General features: G+C 35.8%; 18 protein-coding genes. 16 read left to right on the top strand and 2 right to left on the bottom strand.

Annotated elements, in window-relative coordinates; genetic code table 11:
* Window positions 1–51: 51 nt before the first annotated feature.
* On the top strand, window positions 52–1,218 hold the full coding sequence (locus K5Q07_RS04045) for a hydroxymethylglutaryl-CoA synthase (RefSeq protein WP_053791843.1): 1,167 nt from the start codon (window positions 52–54) through the stop codon (window positions 1,216–1,218).
* Between the two features lie 9 nt (window positions 1,219–1,227).
* Complete coding sequence (locus tag K5Q07_RS04040) at window positions 1,228–1,668, top strand: nucleoside 2-deoxyribosyltransferase (RefSeq protein WP_220729773.1); 441 nt, start codon at window positions 1,228–1,230, stop codon at window positions 1,666–1,668.
* Here K5Q07_RS04040 and lexA read toward each other — a convergent pair.
* The gene (lexA, locus tag K5Q07_RS04035) at window positions 1,665–2,300 is read right to left on the bottom strand and encodes a transcriptional repressor LexA (protein WP_034531710.1); all 636 of its coding nucleotides are present in this window, start codon (window positions 2,298–2,300) and stop codon (window positions 1,665–1,667) included. The two genes, K5Q07_RS04040 and lexA, sit on opposite strands and share 4 nt — an antisense overlap.
* An 86-nt stretch (window positions 2,301–2,386) precedes the next feature.
* On the opposite strand from lexA, the gene K5Q07_RS04030 reads away from it, so the two are divergent.
* Together K5Q07_RS04030 and K5Q07_RS04025 are read left to right on the top strand one after the other, a co-directional pair.
* Window positions 2,387–2,644, top strand: a complete 258-nt coding sequence (locus K5Q07_RS04030; RefSeq protein ID WP_034534681.1) for a DUF896 domain-containing protein — start codon at window positions 2,387–2,389, stop codon at window positions 2,642–2,644.
* 70 nt (window positions 2,645–2,714) lie between these two features.
* Window positions 2,715–2,933: a YneF family protein gene (locus K5Q07_RS04025; protein WP_034531707.1), complete on the top strand. Its 219-nt coding sequence runs from the start codon at window positions 2,715–2,717 to the stop codon at window positions 2,931–2,933.
* A 42-nt stretch (window positions 2,934–2,975) separates the two neighbouring features.
* Here K5Q07_RS04025 and K5Q07_RS04020 read toward each other — a convergent pair whose 3' ends face one another.
* Complete coding sequence (locus K5Q07_RS04020) at window positions 2,976–3,599, bottom strand: lysophospholipid acyltransferase family protein (RefSeq protein ID WP_220729771.1); 624 nt, start codon at window positions 3,597–3,599, stop codon at window positions 2,976–2,978.
* A gap of 86 nt (window positions 3,600–3,685) precedes the next feature.
* Between K5Q07_RS04020 and K5Q07_RS04015 the strand changes: the two genes are divergently transcribed.
* The 12 genes from K5Q07_RS04015 to K5Q07_RS03960 all read left to right on the top strand — a co-directional run bounded on the left by K5Q07_RS04015 (window position 3,686) and on the right by K5Q07_RS03960 (window position 14,165).
* Window positions 3,686–4,438 carry a tRNA1(Val) (adenine(37)-N6)-methyltransferase gene (locus tag K5Q07_RS04015; protein ID WP_220729769.1) on the top strand — a complete coding sequence of 251 codons (753 nt, stop codon included), beginning with the start codon at window positions 3,686–3,688 and terminating at the stop codon, window positions 4,436–4,438.
* Entirely contained in the window at window positions 4,428–4,712 is a 285-nt protein-coding gene (locus K5Q07_RS04010; RefSeq protein WP_053791840.1) for a GIY-YIG nuclease family protein, read from the top strand. The genes K5Q07_RS04015 and K5Q07_RS04010 overlap by 11 nt, the downstream gene beginning before the upstream one ends.
* 59 nt (window positions 4,713–4,771) lie before the next feature.
* Entirely contained in the window at window positions 4,772–5,770 is a 999-nt protein-coding gene (locus K5Q07_RS04005; RefSeq protein WP_220729767.1) for a D-2-hydroxyacid dehydrogenase, read from the top strand.
* Between the two features lie 160 nt (window positions 5,771–5,930).
* Window positions 5,931–6,677, top strand: a complete 747-nt coding sequence (gene rpsB / locus K5Q07_RS04000) for a 30S ribosomal protein S2 (protein WP_034531696.1) — start codon at window positions 5,931–5,933, stop codon at window positions 6,675–6,677.
* A gap of 113 nt (window positions 6,678–6,790) precedes the next feature.
* A complete protein-coding gene (tsf, locus tag K5Q07_RS03995; RefSeq protein ID WP_220729766.1) occupies window positions 6,791–7,666 on the top strand; it encodes a translation elongation factor Ts in 876 nt (291 codons plus the stop codon).
* A 134-nt stretch (window positions 7,667–7,800) separates the two neighbouring features.
* Window positions 7,801–8,523, top strand: coding sequence for a UMP kinase (gene pyrH, locus K5Q07_RS03990; protein ID WP_041152361.1), 723 nt, complete (start codon window positions 7,801–7,803; stop codon window positions 8,521–8,523).
* 3 nt (window positions 8,524–8,526) lie between these two features.
* Window positions 8,527–9,090: a ribosome recycling factor gene (frr, locus tag K5Q07_RS03985; RefSeq protein ID WP_054606668.1), complete on the top strand. Its 564-nt coding sequence runs from the start codon at window positions 8,527–8,529 to the stop codon at window positions 9,088–9,090.
* 22 nt (window positions 9,091–9,112) lie between these two features.
* Window positions 9,113–9,511: a hypothetical protein gene (locus K5Q07_RS03980; RefSeq protein WP_034531688.1), complete on the top strand. Its 399-nt coding sequence runs from the start codon at window positions 9,113–9,115 to the stop codon at window positions 9,509–9,511.
* Between the two features lie 68 nt (window positions 9,512–9,579).
* Window positions 9,580–10,338, top strand: coding sequence for an undecaprenyl pyrophosphate synthase (uppS, locus tag K5Q07_RS03975; protein ID WP_220729765.1), 759 nt, complete (start codon window positions 9,580–9,582; stop codon window positions 10,336–10,338).
* 15 nt (window positions 10,339–10,353) lie between these two features.
* Window positions 10,354–11,142, top strand: a complete 789-nt coding sequence (locus K5Q07_RS03970) for a phosphatidate cytidylyltransferase (protein ID WP_220729763.1) — start codon at window positions 10,354–10,356, stop codon at window positions 11,140–11,142.
* Window positions 11,143–11,161: 19 nt separating this feature from the next.
* Window positions 11,162–12,433, top strand: coding sequence for an RIP metalloprotease RseP (rseP, locus tag K5Q07_RS03965; protein ID WP_220729761.1), 1,272 nt, complete (start codon window positions 11,162–11,164; stop codon window positions 12,431–12,433).
* Between the two features lie 22 nt (window positions 12,434–12,455).
* Window positions 12,456–14,165: a proline--tRNA ligase gene (locus K5Q07_RS03960; RefSeq protein ID WP_054606663.1), complete on the top strand. Its 1,710-nt coding sequence runs from the start codon at window positions 12,456–12,458 to the stop codon at window positions 14,163–14,165.
* The last annotated feature ends 38 nt before the right edge of the window (window positions 14,166–14,203 follow it).

Below are 14,203 nucleotides of genomic sequence, written 5' to 3'. Positions count from 1 at the left end.
GTTTCATAGTACAATTAAAATAATATTTATATGAAAGTGTGGATTATCATTATGAATGTTGGAATTGACAAGATGAGTTTTTACTCATCAGATATGTATTTAGATATGGTCGATCTAGCTAACGCTAGAAACGAAGACCCAAACAAGTACTTGATTGGAATTGGCCAAAAGAAACAAGCTGTAATTCCAAATACCCAAGATGTTGTCACAATGGCAGCAAATGCTTGTACCAAGATTATTGATGATGATAATCGTAAAAAAATTGATTTAATTATTTTTGGAACAGAAACAGGGGTAGATAACTCCAAATCTGCTGCCATTTACTTACAAAACATGTTAGGTCTAAACCGTCGAGCTCGTGCGTTTGAAATCAAACAAGCTTGTTATGGTGCGACCGCTGGTCTTCAAATGGCCAAAGAATATGTGCAAAACCATCCTGAAAGACAAGCCCTAGTAATTGGTGCCGATATTGCTAGATACGGTATTAAGACACCAGGTGAAGTTACTCAGGGTGGGGGTGCCGTTGCCATGGTAATTTCTGCCAACCCTTCAATTGCCGAATTCGATGGTCCAAGCACATTCTATTCTGATGATGTAATGGATTTTTGGAGACCATTGTACAGAACAGAAGCCGTTGTTGATGGTCACTATTCAAATGATGTTTACGTTGATTTTTTCAAGAAGACGTGGGATGAATACAAGGAAATCACCGGACAAACCATTGCAGACTTCAAAGCAATGACTTTCCATTTACCTTATCCAAAGATGGGGATTAAGGCATTAAGATCAATCATTGATGAAGCCGATGAAGAACAACAAGCTAACTTGAAGAAAGAATTTGAACAAGGTCGTATCTACAACGAAAATGTTGGGAATCTATATACTGGTTCATTGTACTTGAACTTCCTATCATTAATTAATAACTCAGATGATTTACAATCTGGTGATCGTATTGCGTTATTCAGTTATGGTTCAGGTGCACAGGGTGAATTCTTCCCAATGAAACTAAAGGATAACTTTAGAAACGATGAATTAGCTAAATCATTAGATGATGCTTTGAAGTCAAGAAAACAAGTTTCCGTTGAAGAATACGAAGAAATCTTTACTAACTGGATTCCAATCGCTGATGGTGATATCAAGTTGGATACTAGTAATGATAAGGCGGAATTTTTCCTTGAAGGGGTGAAAGACCACCAAAGAATTTATGGAAGAAAGTAGGAGACTGACATGAAATTATATTTAGCAGGACCATTTTTTGATGATGAACAAATTGATCGTATTCAAAGAATTGAAAAGGCATTAGATAACAATCCTTCAGTTTCAGGATACTTTAGTCCAAGAAACTCAAATGTAAACGATGGGGCAGAAATTGGTAGTAGCCAATGGTCTAAAGATGTTTTTCAACTTGATGTTGATGAAATAAAAAAAGCTGATGCCGTTATCGCAATTATCGACTTTGTAGAAGACAACGTTGACAGCGGTACAGCTTTCGAAATTGGGTATGCTTATGCAATTGATAAACCAGTTGTTTTATTTCATGAAAAAGATGCGATTGTTAACTTGATGTTATCAAACGGATCTAAGTCTTATCTAACAAAGGTGTCCGATGTTGAAAAGTTTGATTTCAAAGAAATGCCTGAATATCACTACGAAGGTGAAGTATTTTAAAAAATACTGTCACGGTATAATCCGACAACCTTACCAACGATTGATACTTGATCCAATATGATTGGAGCTAAGTTATCGTTTTCAGGTTGTAAGCGATAGTGGTCAGATTCCTTGAAGAATCGTTTGCAAGTGACTTCGTTTTCATCAGTCATTGCAATAACGATATCACCATTTTCAGCAGTTGATTGCTTTTTAACGATAACTTTATCACCGTTTAAAATACCGATGTTGATCATACTCTCACCTTGAATGACTAACATGAAAACATCATCTGAGTTTTCGTATTGGTCAGGCATTGAGAAGTATTCTGATGTATCTTCAACCGCTAGGATTGGTTCACCAGCAGCAACGGTACCTAAAACAGGGATTTCACCAGGGTGTGTATTAACACCAATTTTCTTAAGACCATCTTCGGTAATTTCAAGTGCTCTTGGTTTAGCGGGATTTTTAACGATAAAACCCTTCTTTTCAAGGCGACTTAAATGACCATGGACGGTTGATGTGGATGAAAGATTAACGGCTTCACCTATTTCTCTTACTGTAGGAGGATAGCCTTGGCTATTGATTCTTTTCCAGATAAATTCTAAAATAGCTAATTGTTTAGAAGTCTTTTCTTCTTTTGAAAAAGTCACATAAATACCCCGTTTCTTGTAATATAATAGCTTTAATATAGCATAACGGGAAAATAAAAACAAATGTTCGCAAAGGAGATAATTAAATGTCAGAAGCAGAAGATCCAATTTTAAAGAAACTTATTCCACGTATTAATGAATTAGCACATAAAGCTAAGGAAAGTGGATTGACTAAGGAAGAAGAAGCTGAAAGAGCTGACCTTAGAAAACAATACCTAAAACGCTTTAAAGAAAACATGAGAAGCCAAATTGAAATGGTTCAAGTTTTCAATAAAGAAGGTAAAGAAGTCACACCAGAAAAGGTTAAGAAAGTTCAACGTAAAAAAGGTTTACGTGACGATTAAAACTTTTTTTGAATTTAATAATTAAGTTGTGTAGAATTAATAATAGTAACTAACGGGAGGAGGAAGAATTATGTCAACATTCTTATGGATTATCCTAATTCTTTTAGCTTTAATCGTAGGTTTGATCGGTGGATTCTTCATGGCACGTAAGTACATGGAAAAATATCTTAAAGATAATCCCCCAATTAACAAGGATCAATTAAGAGCAATGATGCTACAAATGGGTCAAAAACCTTCAGCTAAGAAGTTAAATCAAATGATGAACAGTATGAAGGCTAACGCTAAATAACTAAAAAAGACTTAATTCAAAGATTAAGTCTTTTTTTATTGCTTATTTTTCTGATGAAGGGTCAACGTACTTAAAGTTAGGATTGATTTCTTTATCTAACTTATCGAAAGCATCTTGCATTTGTTGTTCGACTGCTTTTTGACCTTCTTCGTTTAGCTTGATTGATTTGTCTAAGTAAATAGGGTCACCAAAATTGATGACAGCTTTTTTACGTGAGAACAAACTCTTAAATGTAAGTGGACCTTGGTAAACAGCTGGAAGTAAAGGTGCTTTAGAAAGCTTGGCGATTAAAGTAGCTCCACCTTTTAGTGCTTGAGAATGTCTAGTTCCTGAAGGAAAAATGATTAGTGACTTATCAGTGTTTTGAAGAATCTTAACAGGTTCCTTAATTACTGATGGGCCAGGATTTTCACGATCAACACTTAATACGTTTGCATGTCTTAATACGTATGCTAAAAGTGGGTTTTTGAATAGTTCCTTTTTAGCAATGAAAGCAAATTCTTTAGGACTTGCTGCTAGGGCAAAGTACAATGGGTCAAACCATGTACGGTGCGGTGCAACTAATATGTAATTGCCTTCCGGAATTCTTTGTTTGTTTTCAAACTTAGGCATTCCGTTAATTGGATATAAAATGATTCTACATAAGAACTTTAAAAAAGAATACATTAAATAAACTCCTCTCGTACTTTATTATTTAATAGTATTCTATTATTATTGATTTATGCAAGAAAAAAATAAGGTGGAATATTCAAGTGGACGATGTTTTAAAGGAAAACGAAAGAATAGATCAACTATATAGTAATGATATAAAGATAATTCAAAATCCCGAAGTGTTCTCATTCTCATTGGATGCGGTACTTTTAGCAGACTTTGCTAGACTGCCCAAGAAGAGTGCTTCAAAGACTGTCGATTTGTGTGCTGGCAATGGTGCAGTTGGGTTATTTATGTCACATAAAACCAATGGACATATTTACGAAATTGAACTACAAGACAAACTGGCAGATATGGCAAAACGCAGTGTTAGTTTAAATAACTTAGACGACAAGTTGACCGTGATAAACGATGACCTTGATAACACATTTGACTATGTGGAAAAGGATTCTGTTGACGTGATAACCTGTAACCCACCTTATTTCCCTGATTTAGAGGACAGTAAGAAAAATCCAAATCCATATTTAGCAATTGCTAGACATGAAATCACAACTAACTTAGACAAAATCCTGACCGTGTGCGAGGGACTTTTAAAGACAAACGCTAAAGCATTCTTTGTTTATCGACCTGATCGCATGCTAGAACTATTTGATGCCATGCAATCTCACAACGTAATGCCAAAAAGGATTCAATACATTTATCCACGTGAGGGAAAAGAATCAAACATGATTCTAGTTGAAGGAATCAAAGCAGGGAAGAATGGTGGAACCAAGGTACTACCACCAATTTTTGTTTATAAAAGTAATTCAAACGAATATACGGATTTTGTAAGGAAGATTTTATATGGAGAATAAGTTTTATATGTATGTTTTAAAGTGCGGGGATGATTCACTATATGGTGGATACACGACTGATTTAAAACATCGATTAGAACAACATCAAAGCGGAAAGGGTGCCAAGTACACCCGCAATCATTTACCAGTCGAAATGATATATTCAGAAAGCTTTGACAACAAACATGATGCTTTGAGTGCTGAGTATCATTTTAAACATCAAAGTAGAATCAAGAAGTTAGAATACCTAAATGAAAATGGGGTCAATTTATCTAAATACGGTCTAAGCCTTTAAGACACAGTGTTAAGTGTTATAATTCTAATTGTAACGATGAATATTTGGAGGTTTTTGTATTGAAAATTATTGCTTATGGAATCAGAAATGATGAAATGCCATATTTAAAAGAATGGGAACAAAAAAATCCGGAAGTAGAAGTAAAGGTTGAAACCAAATTACTTGATTCATCAACTGTTGAAGAAGCTAATGGATTTGATGGTGTGGTTGCTTACCAACAAAAACCATACACTAAAGAAATTTTAGATAAATTGGGTAGTTTTAACATCAAGTACCTATCACTAAGAAACGTTGGTGTAGATAACGTTGATGCTGATGCTGCAAAAGCAAATGGAATTACTGTAACAAACGTTCCAGCATATTCTCCAAATGCAATTGCTGAACTAGCAATTACTGAAATTATGAGATTACTAAGAAATACAAAACGTTTTGAAGACAAGCAACGTTCAGGTGACTTAAGATGGGCTCCTGAAATTGGTCAAGAATTAAACTCCAAGACCGTTGGTGTTTTCGGAACAGGTCGTATTGGTCACGTATTAGTTGATATCTGTCGTGGATTCGGCGCAAAGGTGATTGCATATGATCCATTCAGAAACCCTGAACTAGAAAAACAAGGTATCTACGTTGATACTCCAGACGATTTATACAAACAAGCTGATATCATTTCACTACACGCACCAGCCGTTAAGGAAAACGAACACATGGTAAACGACAAGACCTTGTCAGAAATGAAAGATGGTTCATACATTATTAACGCTGCTCGTGGTTCATTAATTGATACTGACGCATTAATTAAAGCTTTAGATTCAGGCAAGTTAGCAGGTGCCGCTTTAGATACTTATGAATCAGAAGTAGGTGTCTTCAATGTTAACTTTGATACTTTCGATGATATCTCAGATAATCGTCTAAAGAACCTAATGAGCAGAGACAATGTTTTGATTACTCCACACATTGCTTTCTACACTGAAACAGCGGTTAGAAACATGGTTACTCTATCATTGGATGCCAACAGAGACCTTATCAATACAGGTAAATCAGATAAGATTGTTAAATTGTAATATTTAGCTTGATAAATATTGGAGTTTAATATACAATAATATTCGGTATTTATTACCAATTCACACCTGTCATGACAACTCAGATAGTGCTATCGTTTGATGGTTTCTGAATTGATAGATTGACGGGGAGGAAAAAACTATTTTTTGGAGGGCTATTAACATGGCTGTTATTTCTATGAAACAATTACTAGAAGCTGGTGTCCACTTCGGTCACCAAACTCGTCGTTGGAATCCTAAGATGAAGAAATACATCTTTACCCAACGTAACGGAATCTACATCATCGACTTACAAAAGACTGTAAAGATGATTGATTCAGCATACAACTTTATGAAGGATGAAGCTGCTAAGGGCGCTACTGTACTATTTGTCGGTACTAAGAAGCAAGCTCAAGACTCAATCCAAGAAGAAGCTGTACGTGCAGGTCAATTCTACGTTAACCACCGTTGGTTAGGTGGAACTTTAACTAACTGGGACACTATCCAAAGCCGTATCAAGTACCTAAAGGATCTTAAGAAGATGGCTGAAGATGGTACTTTCGAAAGACTACCTAAGAAAGAAGTTGCTCTTCTAAAGAAGAAGACTGACAAACTTGAAAAATTCCTTGGTGGTATCGAAGACATGCCTAAGATTCCAGATGTTATGTTCATCGTTGACCCTCGTAAAGAACAAATCGCTGTTCACGAAGCTCACAAGTTAAACATTCCTATCGTTGCTATGGTTGATACTAACACTGACCCAGATGACGTTGATGTTATTATCCCATCAAACGATGACGCTATTCGTGCCGTTCGTCTAATTACTGCTAAGATGGCTGATGCTATCATTGAAGGTAACCAAGGTGAAGAAAATGTTAGCGAAAGCACATTCGAAGACACTAAAGATGAAAATGAAAGTGAAGACAAGTAATATTTTTTAAATATTGAATTTGTTTGAACACTTAGGCTGACTCATGTTTTTGGACCGATAAGGCCTGGGATGAGTCGGCCTTTTTTAATATAAAACTTAAGGAGGCCATAACAATGGCAAAGATTACTGCTGCTCAAGTAAAAGAATTACGTGAAAAGACAAGTGTAGGTATGATGGATGCTAAGAAAGCTTTAGTTGCTTCAGATGGTGACGAAAAGAAAGCTCTAGAATACTTACGTGAAAAGGGTATCGCAAAAGCTGAAAAGAAGAGTGACCGTGTTGCCGCTGCCGGTTTAACTCGTGTTGTTACTCACGGTAACGATGCTGCTATCGTTGAAGTTAACGCTGAAACTGACTTCGTTTCAGGTAACGATGACTTCAAGAACCTAATTGATTTAATCGCAGCTAAGATTGTTGAAGCTAAACCAGCTGATGTTGAAGCTGCTTTAGCACTTGACGTTGATGGTGAAACTGTTAACGACAAGATCATCAACACTACTCAAATTACTGGTGAAAAGATCACTCTACGTCGTTTCGTTGTTTTAACTAAGAACGATGACGAAAGCTTTGGTCACTACCTACACAACCAAGGTCTAATTGGTGCCTTAGTTCAAATCCAAGGTGTTGACGAAACTGTTGCTAAGCACGTTGCAATGCACATTGCTGCTACTAAGCCAGAATACCTAGACAGAAACGATGTTCCTCAAGACAGACTAGAAGCTGAAAGAGAAGAACTAAAGAAGGAAGCCCTACAAGAAGGTAAGCCTGAAAACATCGTTGAAAAGATGGTTGAAGGTCGTCTAAACAAGTTCCTTTCTGAAATTAGTTTAGCTGACCAAGAATTCGTTATGGACACAGACAAGACTGTTGCTGAATACGTTAAGGAAAACGGCGGTCAACTAAAGGCATTTGTTCGTTACGAAGTCGGTGAAGGTATCGAAAAAGAAGAAACTAACTTTGTTGACGAAGTTAACTCACAAATCAAATAATTAGTTTAAAAAGGATGCGGTTTCGTATCCTTTTTTTATACATATTTATAATTAAATAATTGCTGTTATAAACTGTTTTTAAATTTCATATTATGCTAAAATTAAATTAACGATCATGTAATGGAGGAAATTCGATGTCTGACTTAAAATATAAGCGTATTGTTTTAAAGCTAAGTGGAGAAGCACTAGCTGGTGATGAAGGTCACGGTATTAACCCACCTGTAATCAAGAAAATTGCGCAAGAAGTAAAAAATGTTTACGAACTAGGAATTCAAATTGCTATTGTTGTCGGTGGTGGTAACATGTGGCGTGGAGTAGCTGGTTCAAAAATGGGCATGGAAAGAACACAAGCTGATTACATTGGAATGTTAGCAACTGTTATGAATGGTTTAGCATTACAAGAAAACTTAGAATCACTTGGAGTTCCAACAAGAGTTCAAACCTCAATCGAAATGAGACAAATTGCTGAACCATATATTCGTAGAAAGGCAGTTCGTCATCTTGAAAAGAATCGTGTAGTTATCTTCTCTGGTGGAACAGGTAACCCATTCTTCTCAACAGATACAACTGCTGCTTTACGTGCTGCTGAAGTACATGCAGATGCTATTTTAATGGCTAAAAACGGAGTTGATGGTATTTACTCAGCTGATCCTAACAAGGATCCAAATGCTGTTAAATTTGATGAATTAACTCAAATGGATATTATTAACAAGAACCTACAAGTAATGGATACAACAGCAAGTTCATTATCAATGGACAACGATATTCCATTAGTAGTGTTTAATTTAAATGAATCCGGCAACATCGAAAAAGTTGTTAAGGGTGAAAAAATCGGAACTACAGTTAAGGGGAAATAAAGTATGGCAACTCAAAATGAAATTTTAGATACAGCAAAAGACAAGATGCAAAAGTCAATTGCATCATTAAGACAAGAATTAGCAAGTATTAGAGCAGGTCGTGCTAACGCCAGTCTTTTAAACGGTGTTACTGCTGAATACTATGGTGCACCAACACCATTAAACCAAATTGCTTCAATCACTGTTCCAGAAGCTAGAGTTATCATGGTTACTCCATATGACAAGTCAGCTCTAGATGACATTGAAAAGGGAATCCTTGAAGCTGATATTGGTATTAACCCAGCTAACGATGGTGATAACATTCGTTTAGTTGTTCCACAACTAACTGAAGAACGTAGAAAAGAAATTTCTAAGAAGGTTAAGGCTGCCGGAGAACAAGGTAAAGTCGCTATTAGAAATGTTCGTCGTGAAGCTATGGATGCTGTAAAGAAAGGTAACAAGAATGATGACTTTACAGATGATGAAACTCACGCACTAGAAGACAAGGTTCAAAAGTTGACAGATTCACAAATCAAAGATTTAGAAAACGTTATTGCTGACAAAGAAAAGGAAGTACTAAACGGATAAATTAATAAAAGGGGATGTCACCATGCAAGAACAAGAAGTTACACCAGGTACAGAGGAATTCAATAAGATGGTTTTCAAACTATCTGAAAGTATGAACGATGATACCAAGCAAGCATTGTCTTACAATGGTAATCAACTTGAAGAAATTCAAGATGGAATCTATGTTATGCCGGTATATGTTACTGATGATTTCAACATCTTTTTTGTGGTTTCACAACTAATTGAAGATGATTGGATTGTTGCATTTACTGAAGCAACAATTGAAAATGAAACTGAAATCACAGATTTAAGTGATCCAATTCCTACGGGCGAAGGATTAAATCTTTTAGGCGAACATAGTCCAAACGACGCGAACCAATTATTAAAATATTTCGAAACTTTAGTAGAAGCTAAACGTGGCGAATGGAGATTAATCCAATAAAATAACTTTACAAATGTGGGATGAGGATTGTTTCTCATCCTTTATTTGTATTAATAGGTGAGGTATATATGTTTAAGTTTAAGAAAAAAACTACCACAGAACTTGACTACAATAATATTCCCAAACATATTGCCATTATCATGGATGGAAATGGAAGATGGGCCCAACAAAGACATTTGCCTAGAATTGCTGGACACAAAAAAGGAATGAACGTTGTAAAAGACATTACAAAAGCAGCTAGTGATTTAGGCGTGAAAGCATTAACTCTTTATGCTTTTTCTACTGAAAACTGGAAACGTCCTGATCAAGAAGTTAACTATTTAATGGGATTACCTGAGAAATTCTTCTCAACTTTCGTTCCTGATTTAGTAAAGAATAACGTTAGAGTTAACGTTATGGGATATGTAGATCAATTGCCTGAATCTACACAAAAGGCTATCAACGATGCCATTGATGATACCAAGGAATGTGATGGAATGATTTTAAATTTTGCTCTAAACTACGGAAGCCAAGATGAAATCGTAACTGCCGTTCAAAATATTGCTAAAAAGGTATCCGACGGTAGTTTGAATGTTGAAGATATTGATAAAAAGGTAGTTAGTGATAATCTAATGACTTCATCACTTGGAGAATTTGCTAATCCAGATTTACTAATTAGAACAAGTGGGGAAGAAAGATTATCGAACTTCTTATTATGGCAAGTGGCATACAGTGAATTCGTATTTGATGACACTAAGTGGCCTGACTACACCAAAGAAGATTTAATGAATTGTATTGCTAAATTCCAAGGACGTCACCGTCGCTTTGGGGGATTAAAAAACAAGTAACATTAGGAGATTATTATGAAAACAAGAGTATTAACGGCAATCATTGCCTTATTATTATTTGTGCCAATAGTTTTATTGGGTGGAATTTTTATTCAAATTGGAGCAATTGCATTGGGAATCGTTGCAATGTCTGAAGTGCTAATTATGAAGAAAAAGTTAGTGATTTCACCAGAAGCACTTCTATCATTCGTTGGTGTGACATTATTAATTGCGCCAAGTAACTGGTTTAATGGTCTACCATCATTTTTATCAGTTAACTTTTTATTCTATTTAGTATTAATGCTATTGATGCTAAGAACCGTAGTCACTAAGAACATTTTTTCATTTGATGATGCTGGGGTGATTACTATTGCAATGCTTTACATAGGAATGGGCTTCCATTACTTTATCGCTGCAAGACACGTTGGTATCGCTGTATTATTCTATGCATTATTTATTGTTTGGTTAACTGATTCAGGTGCTTACATCTTTGGTAAGCAATTTGGTAAACATAAATTAGCTCCACACGTAAGTCCTAATAAGACATGGGAAGGTTCAATCTGCGGATCACTACTAGCAACTGTTATTGCTACTGCGTGGATGTACTACTTCTCAATTGGTCATACATCACTACTTGTTGCTGTTATCGTAACTCTTGTATTATCAATTGCTGGTCAATTTGGTGATTTAGTTGAATCAGCTCTTAAGAGATACTACCAAGTTAAGGATTCTGGAAAAATTTTGCCAGGTCATGGTGGAATCTTGGATAGATTTGATAGTTTACTATTCGTTTTGCCACTTCTTCACCTATTTGGCATTATCTAGATGTAAAGGAGTGATTTAATTGATTATCACAATACTAGCTTTCGTTATTGTTTTTGGAATTTTAGTGTTTGTTCATGAATTTGGCCACTTTATCGTTGCCAAAAGATCAGGAATAATGGTTAGAGAATTTTCTATTGGAATGGGTCCTAAGATTTTCTTTTATCGTCACAATCAAACCACGTATACAATCCGTATTCTTCCTCTAGGTGGATATGTTCGAATGGCTGGGATTGCCGATAACGATTCACAGGAACTAGATCCTGGTACTCCGGTTACACTTAAATTTAATGAACAAAATGAAGTTATTTTAATTAATACCAGTCAAAAACAAAAGACTTTAGATGGTCTACCTTTTGAAGTTTCAAAGGTTGATCTTGAACATGACTTGTTTATCGAAGGTTACCAAGATAACAACGAAGAGGTTAAGAGATTTAAAGTAAATCATGATGCGTTAATGGTTGAACACGATGGAACAAAAGTTCAAATTGCACCAGAAGATGTTCAATTTCAAAATGCACCTGTATTCAAAAAGTTATTAACTAATGCGGCTGGAATTGTTAATAATGTTATTTTAGCAATTGTTGCATTTACAATTTTGACATTTATGCAAGGGGGGGTAGCATCAACTCAAAATACAGTTACTCCAATTGCAGGTCATTCCGTGGCGAGAGATGCTGGTATTAAAACGGGTGACAAGATTGTGCAAGTCGATAATCAAAAGACTAATAATTGGAATGAATTGAGTGCAGCAATTCAATCAAGCCCCAATCAAAAATTAACTTTAGTGGTTAAACGTAATGGTCAAGCTAAGATTATTAAATTAACCACTGAATCACAAAAGAATAATGGAAAGAAATATGGATTAATTGGAATTGAAAATACGGTCGATTCTAGTTTTACAACCAAGCTATTCTCCGGATTCACCAGAACATGGAATATGGCTAAACAACTTGTCTCTGAATTAACTTACATGGTATCTGGTCACTTTAGCCTAAATGATTTAGGAGGACCGGTTGCAATCTACGCTTCCACATCACAAGCTACTAAGTTAGGACTACAAGGAGTTGTTTACTTTATCGCATTCTTATCAATTAACTTGGCGATTATGAATTTAATTCCAATTCCGGTCCTAGATGGTGGTAAAATATTAATGAACATAATTGAGGCCGTTAGAAGAAAACCAACTTCTGAAAAAGTTGAAACAATTGTTACCCTCATTGGTTTTGCATTCTTAGTTGTTTTGATGCTACTGGTAACAATTAACGACATTCAAAGATACTTTATCCATTAAGAACATATTTAAGGAGATTTTTATGAAGCAATCAAAAATGTTAATCCCAACGCTAAAAGAAGCACCAAAGGGTGCTGAAGCTCTTAGTCATAAGTTAATGTTAAGAGCTGGGTACATTAAGCAAATTTCAGCAGGGATGTACGCATACTTGCCTTTGGCATACAAAGTAATTTCAAAAATTGAAAACATCATTCGTAAGGAAATGGACGAAATTGACGCGAATGAAACTCTTATGCCGGCAGTATTACCCGCAGAGCTTTGGGAAAAATCAGGAAGATTACAAACTTACGGTCCAGCTTTATTTAAGCTAAAGAACAGACATGACACTGATTTCATTCTAGGACCAACTCACGAAGAAACTTACACAGAAATCATTCGTGACTCAGTTAAGTCATATAAAAAACTTCCTTTAGTGTTATACCAAATTCAACCAAAATATAGAGATGAAGAACGTCCAAGAAACGGTTTATTACGTGGACGTGAATTCATCATGAAAGATGGTTACTCATTCTCAATTGATGATGCTGACTTAGATCGTATCTACAACCAAATGGAAGATGCTTACCGTAAGATTTTTGACCAAGTTGGTTTGGATTACCGTACCATCATTGGTGATGGTGGTGCCATGGGTGGTTCAGATTCAATCGAATTTTCTGCACCAGCTGCTGTTGGTGAAGATACCATTGTTTACTCAGACGATAGCGAATATGCTGCTAACCTGGAAATGGCTAAAAGCATGTACGTACCTGAAAAGTCTAACGAAACTCAAAAAGACTTAGAAAAGATTAGTACTCCAAACGTAAAATCAATCGAAGACGATGTTGAACTATTAGACACAGATGCTTCAAACGTTATTAAGAGTGTTCTATTCATTGCTGACGAAAAACCAGTGATGGTTCTTGTTAGAGGAGACCATGAAGTAAACGACGTGAAGGTTAAGGGTTACCTTGGTGCTTCATTCTTTGACTTAGCAAATGATGAACAAATCAAAGAATTCACTAACACATCAAGAGGATACGTTGGTCCATTTAACCTAGATGAATCTGTAACCGTATTGGCAGATAACTACGTTAAAGACATGACTAATGCATTCGCTGGTGCTAACGAAGATGGCTACCATTTTGCTAACGTTAACCCAGAACGTGACTTTGAAAACGTTACTTACGGTGACTTTAGAGAAGTTGAAGAAGGAGAAATTTCACCAGACGGTTCTGGTGTATTGAAGTTCACTCGTGGTATTGAAATTGCTCATATCTTCAAGCTAGGAACTAGATACTCAAAGGACTTAGATGCAAACGTCTTGGATGAAAATGGTCGTCAAAAACCAGTTGTAATGGGTTGTTACGGTATCGGTATTAGTAGATTATTAACTGCTATTGCTGAACAACAAGCTGATGACAATGGTTTAATTTGGCCTAAGTCAATTTCACCATTCGACATTCACTTGATTCCTGTTAACACTAAGGATGAAACTCAAGTTAGTGTTGCTGATGGCATTGAAAAAGAACTTAAGGATGAAGGCTTTGATGTTTTAACTGATGACAGAAAAGAAAGAGCCGGAGTTAAGTTTGCCGATTCAGATCTAATTGGATTACCAATCAGAGTTACTGTTGGTAAGAAGGCTAGTGAAGGAATCGTAGAAATCAAGATTAGAAAAACTGGCGAAACTGTTGAAGTTAAGCAAGAAGAAGTTGTTAACACTGTAAAAATCTTACTTAAAGATTTGAAATAAAAAAGGGTCAGTTGAAGAGACTGACCTTTTTTAGCTGA

Source organism: Apilactobacillus zhangqiuensis (genome assembly GCF_019656215.1).
Taxonomy (GTDB): domain Bacteria; phylum Bacillota; class Bacilli; order Lactobacillales; family Lactobacillaceae; genus Apilactobacillus; species Apilactobacillus zhangqiuensis.
The sequence above is the reverse complement of the archived record's forward strand: the minus strand, read 5'-3'. Positions and strand labels throughout refer to the sequence as shown.

What these genes read in the sequence shown, in the direction of transcription:
- K5Q07_RS04045 (WP_053791843.1), top strand. Translation starts at nt 52, where the DNA reads ATGAATGTTGGAATTGACAAGATGAGTTTTTACTCATCAGATATGTAT.
- K5Q07_RS04040 (WP_220729773.1), top strand. Translation starts at nt 1,228, where the DNA reads ATGAAATTATATTTAGCAGGACCATTTTTTGATGATGAACAAATTGAT.
- K5Q07_RS04030 (WP_034534681.1), top strand. Translation starts at nt 2,387, where the DNA reads ATGTCAGAAGCAGAAGATCCAATTTTAAAGAAACTTATTCCACGTATT.
- K5Q07_RS04025 (WP_034531707.1), top strand. Translation starts at nt 2,715, where the DNA reads ATGTCAACATTCTTATGGATTATCCTAATTCTTTTAGCTTTAATCGTA.
- K5Q07_RS04020 (WP_220729771.1), bottom strand. Translation starts at nt 3,599, where the DNA reads ATGTATTCTTTTTTAAAGTTCTTATGTAGAATCATTTTATATCCAATT.
- K5Q07_RS04010 (WP_053791840.1), top strand. Translation starts at nt 4,428, where the DNA reads ATGGAGAATAAGTTTTATATGTATGTTTTAAAGTGCGGGGATGATTCA.
- rpsB (WP_034531696.1), top strand. Translation starts at nt 5,931, where the DNA reads ATGGCTGTTATTTCTATGAAACAATTACTAGAAGCTGGTGTCCACTTC.
- tsf (WP_220729766.1), top strand. Translation starts at nt 6,791, where the DNA reads ATGGCAAAGATTACTGCTGCTCAAGTAAAAGAATTACGTGAAAAGACA.
- pyrH (WP_041152361.1), top strand. Translation starts at nt 7,801, where the DNA reads ATGTCTGACTTAAAATATAAGCGTATTGTTTTAAAGCTAAGTGGAGAA.
- frr (WP_054606668.1), top strand. Translation starts at nt 8,527, where the DNA reads ATGGCAACTCAAAATGAAATTTTAGATACAGCAAAAGACAAGATGCAA.
- K5Q07_RS03980 (WP_034531688.1), top strand. Translation starts at nt 9,113, where the DNA reads ATGCAAGAACAAGAAGTTACACCAGGTACAGAGGAATTCAATAAGATG.
- uppS (WP_220729765.1), top strand. Translation starts at nt 9,580, where the DNA reads ATGTTTAAGTTTAAGAAAAAAACTACCACAGAACTTGACTACAATAAT.
- K5Q07_RS03970 (WP_220729763.1), top strand. Translation starts at nt 10,354, where the DNA reads ATGAAAACAAGAGTATTAACGGCAATCATTGCCTTATTATTATTTGTG.
- K5Q07_RS03960 (WP_054606663.1), top strand. Translation starts at nt 12,456, where the DNA reads ATGAAGCAATCAAAAATGTTAATCCCAACGCTAAAAGAAGCACCAAAG.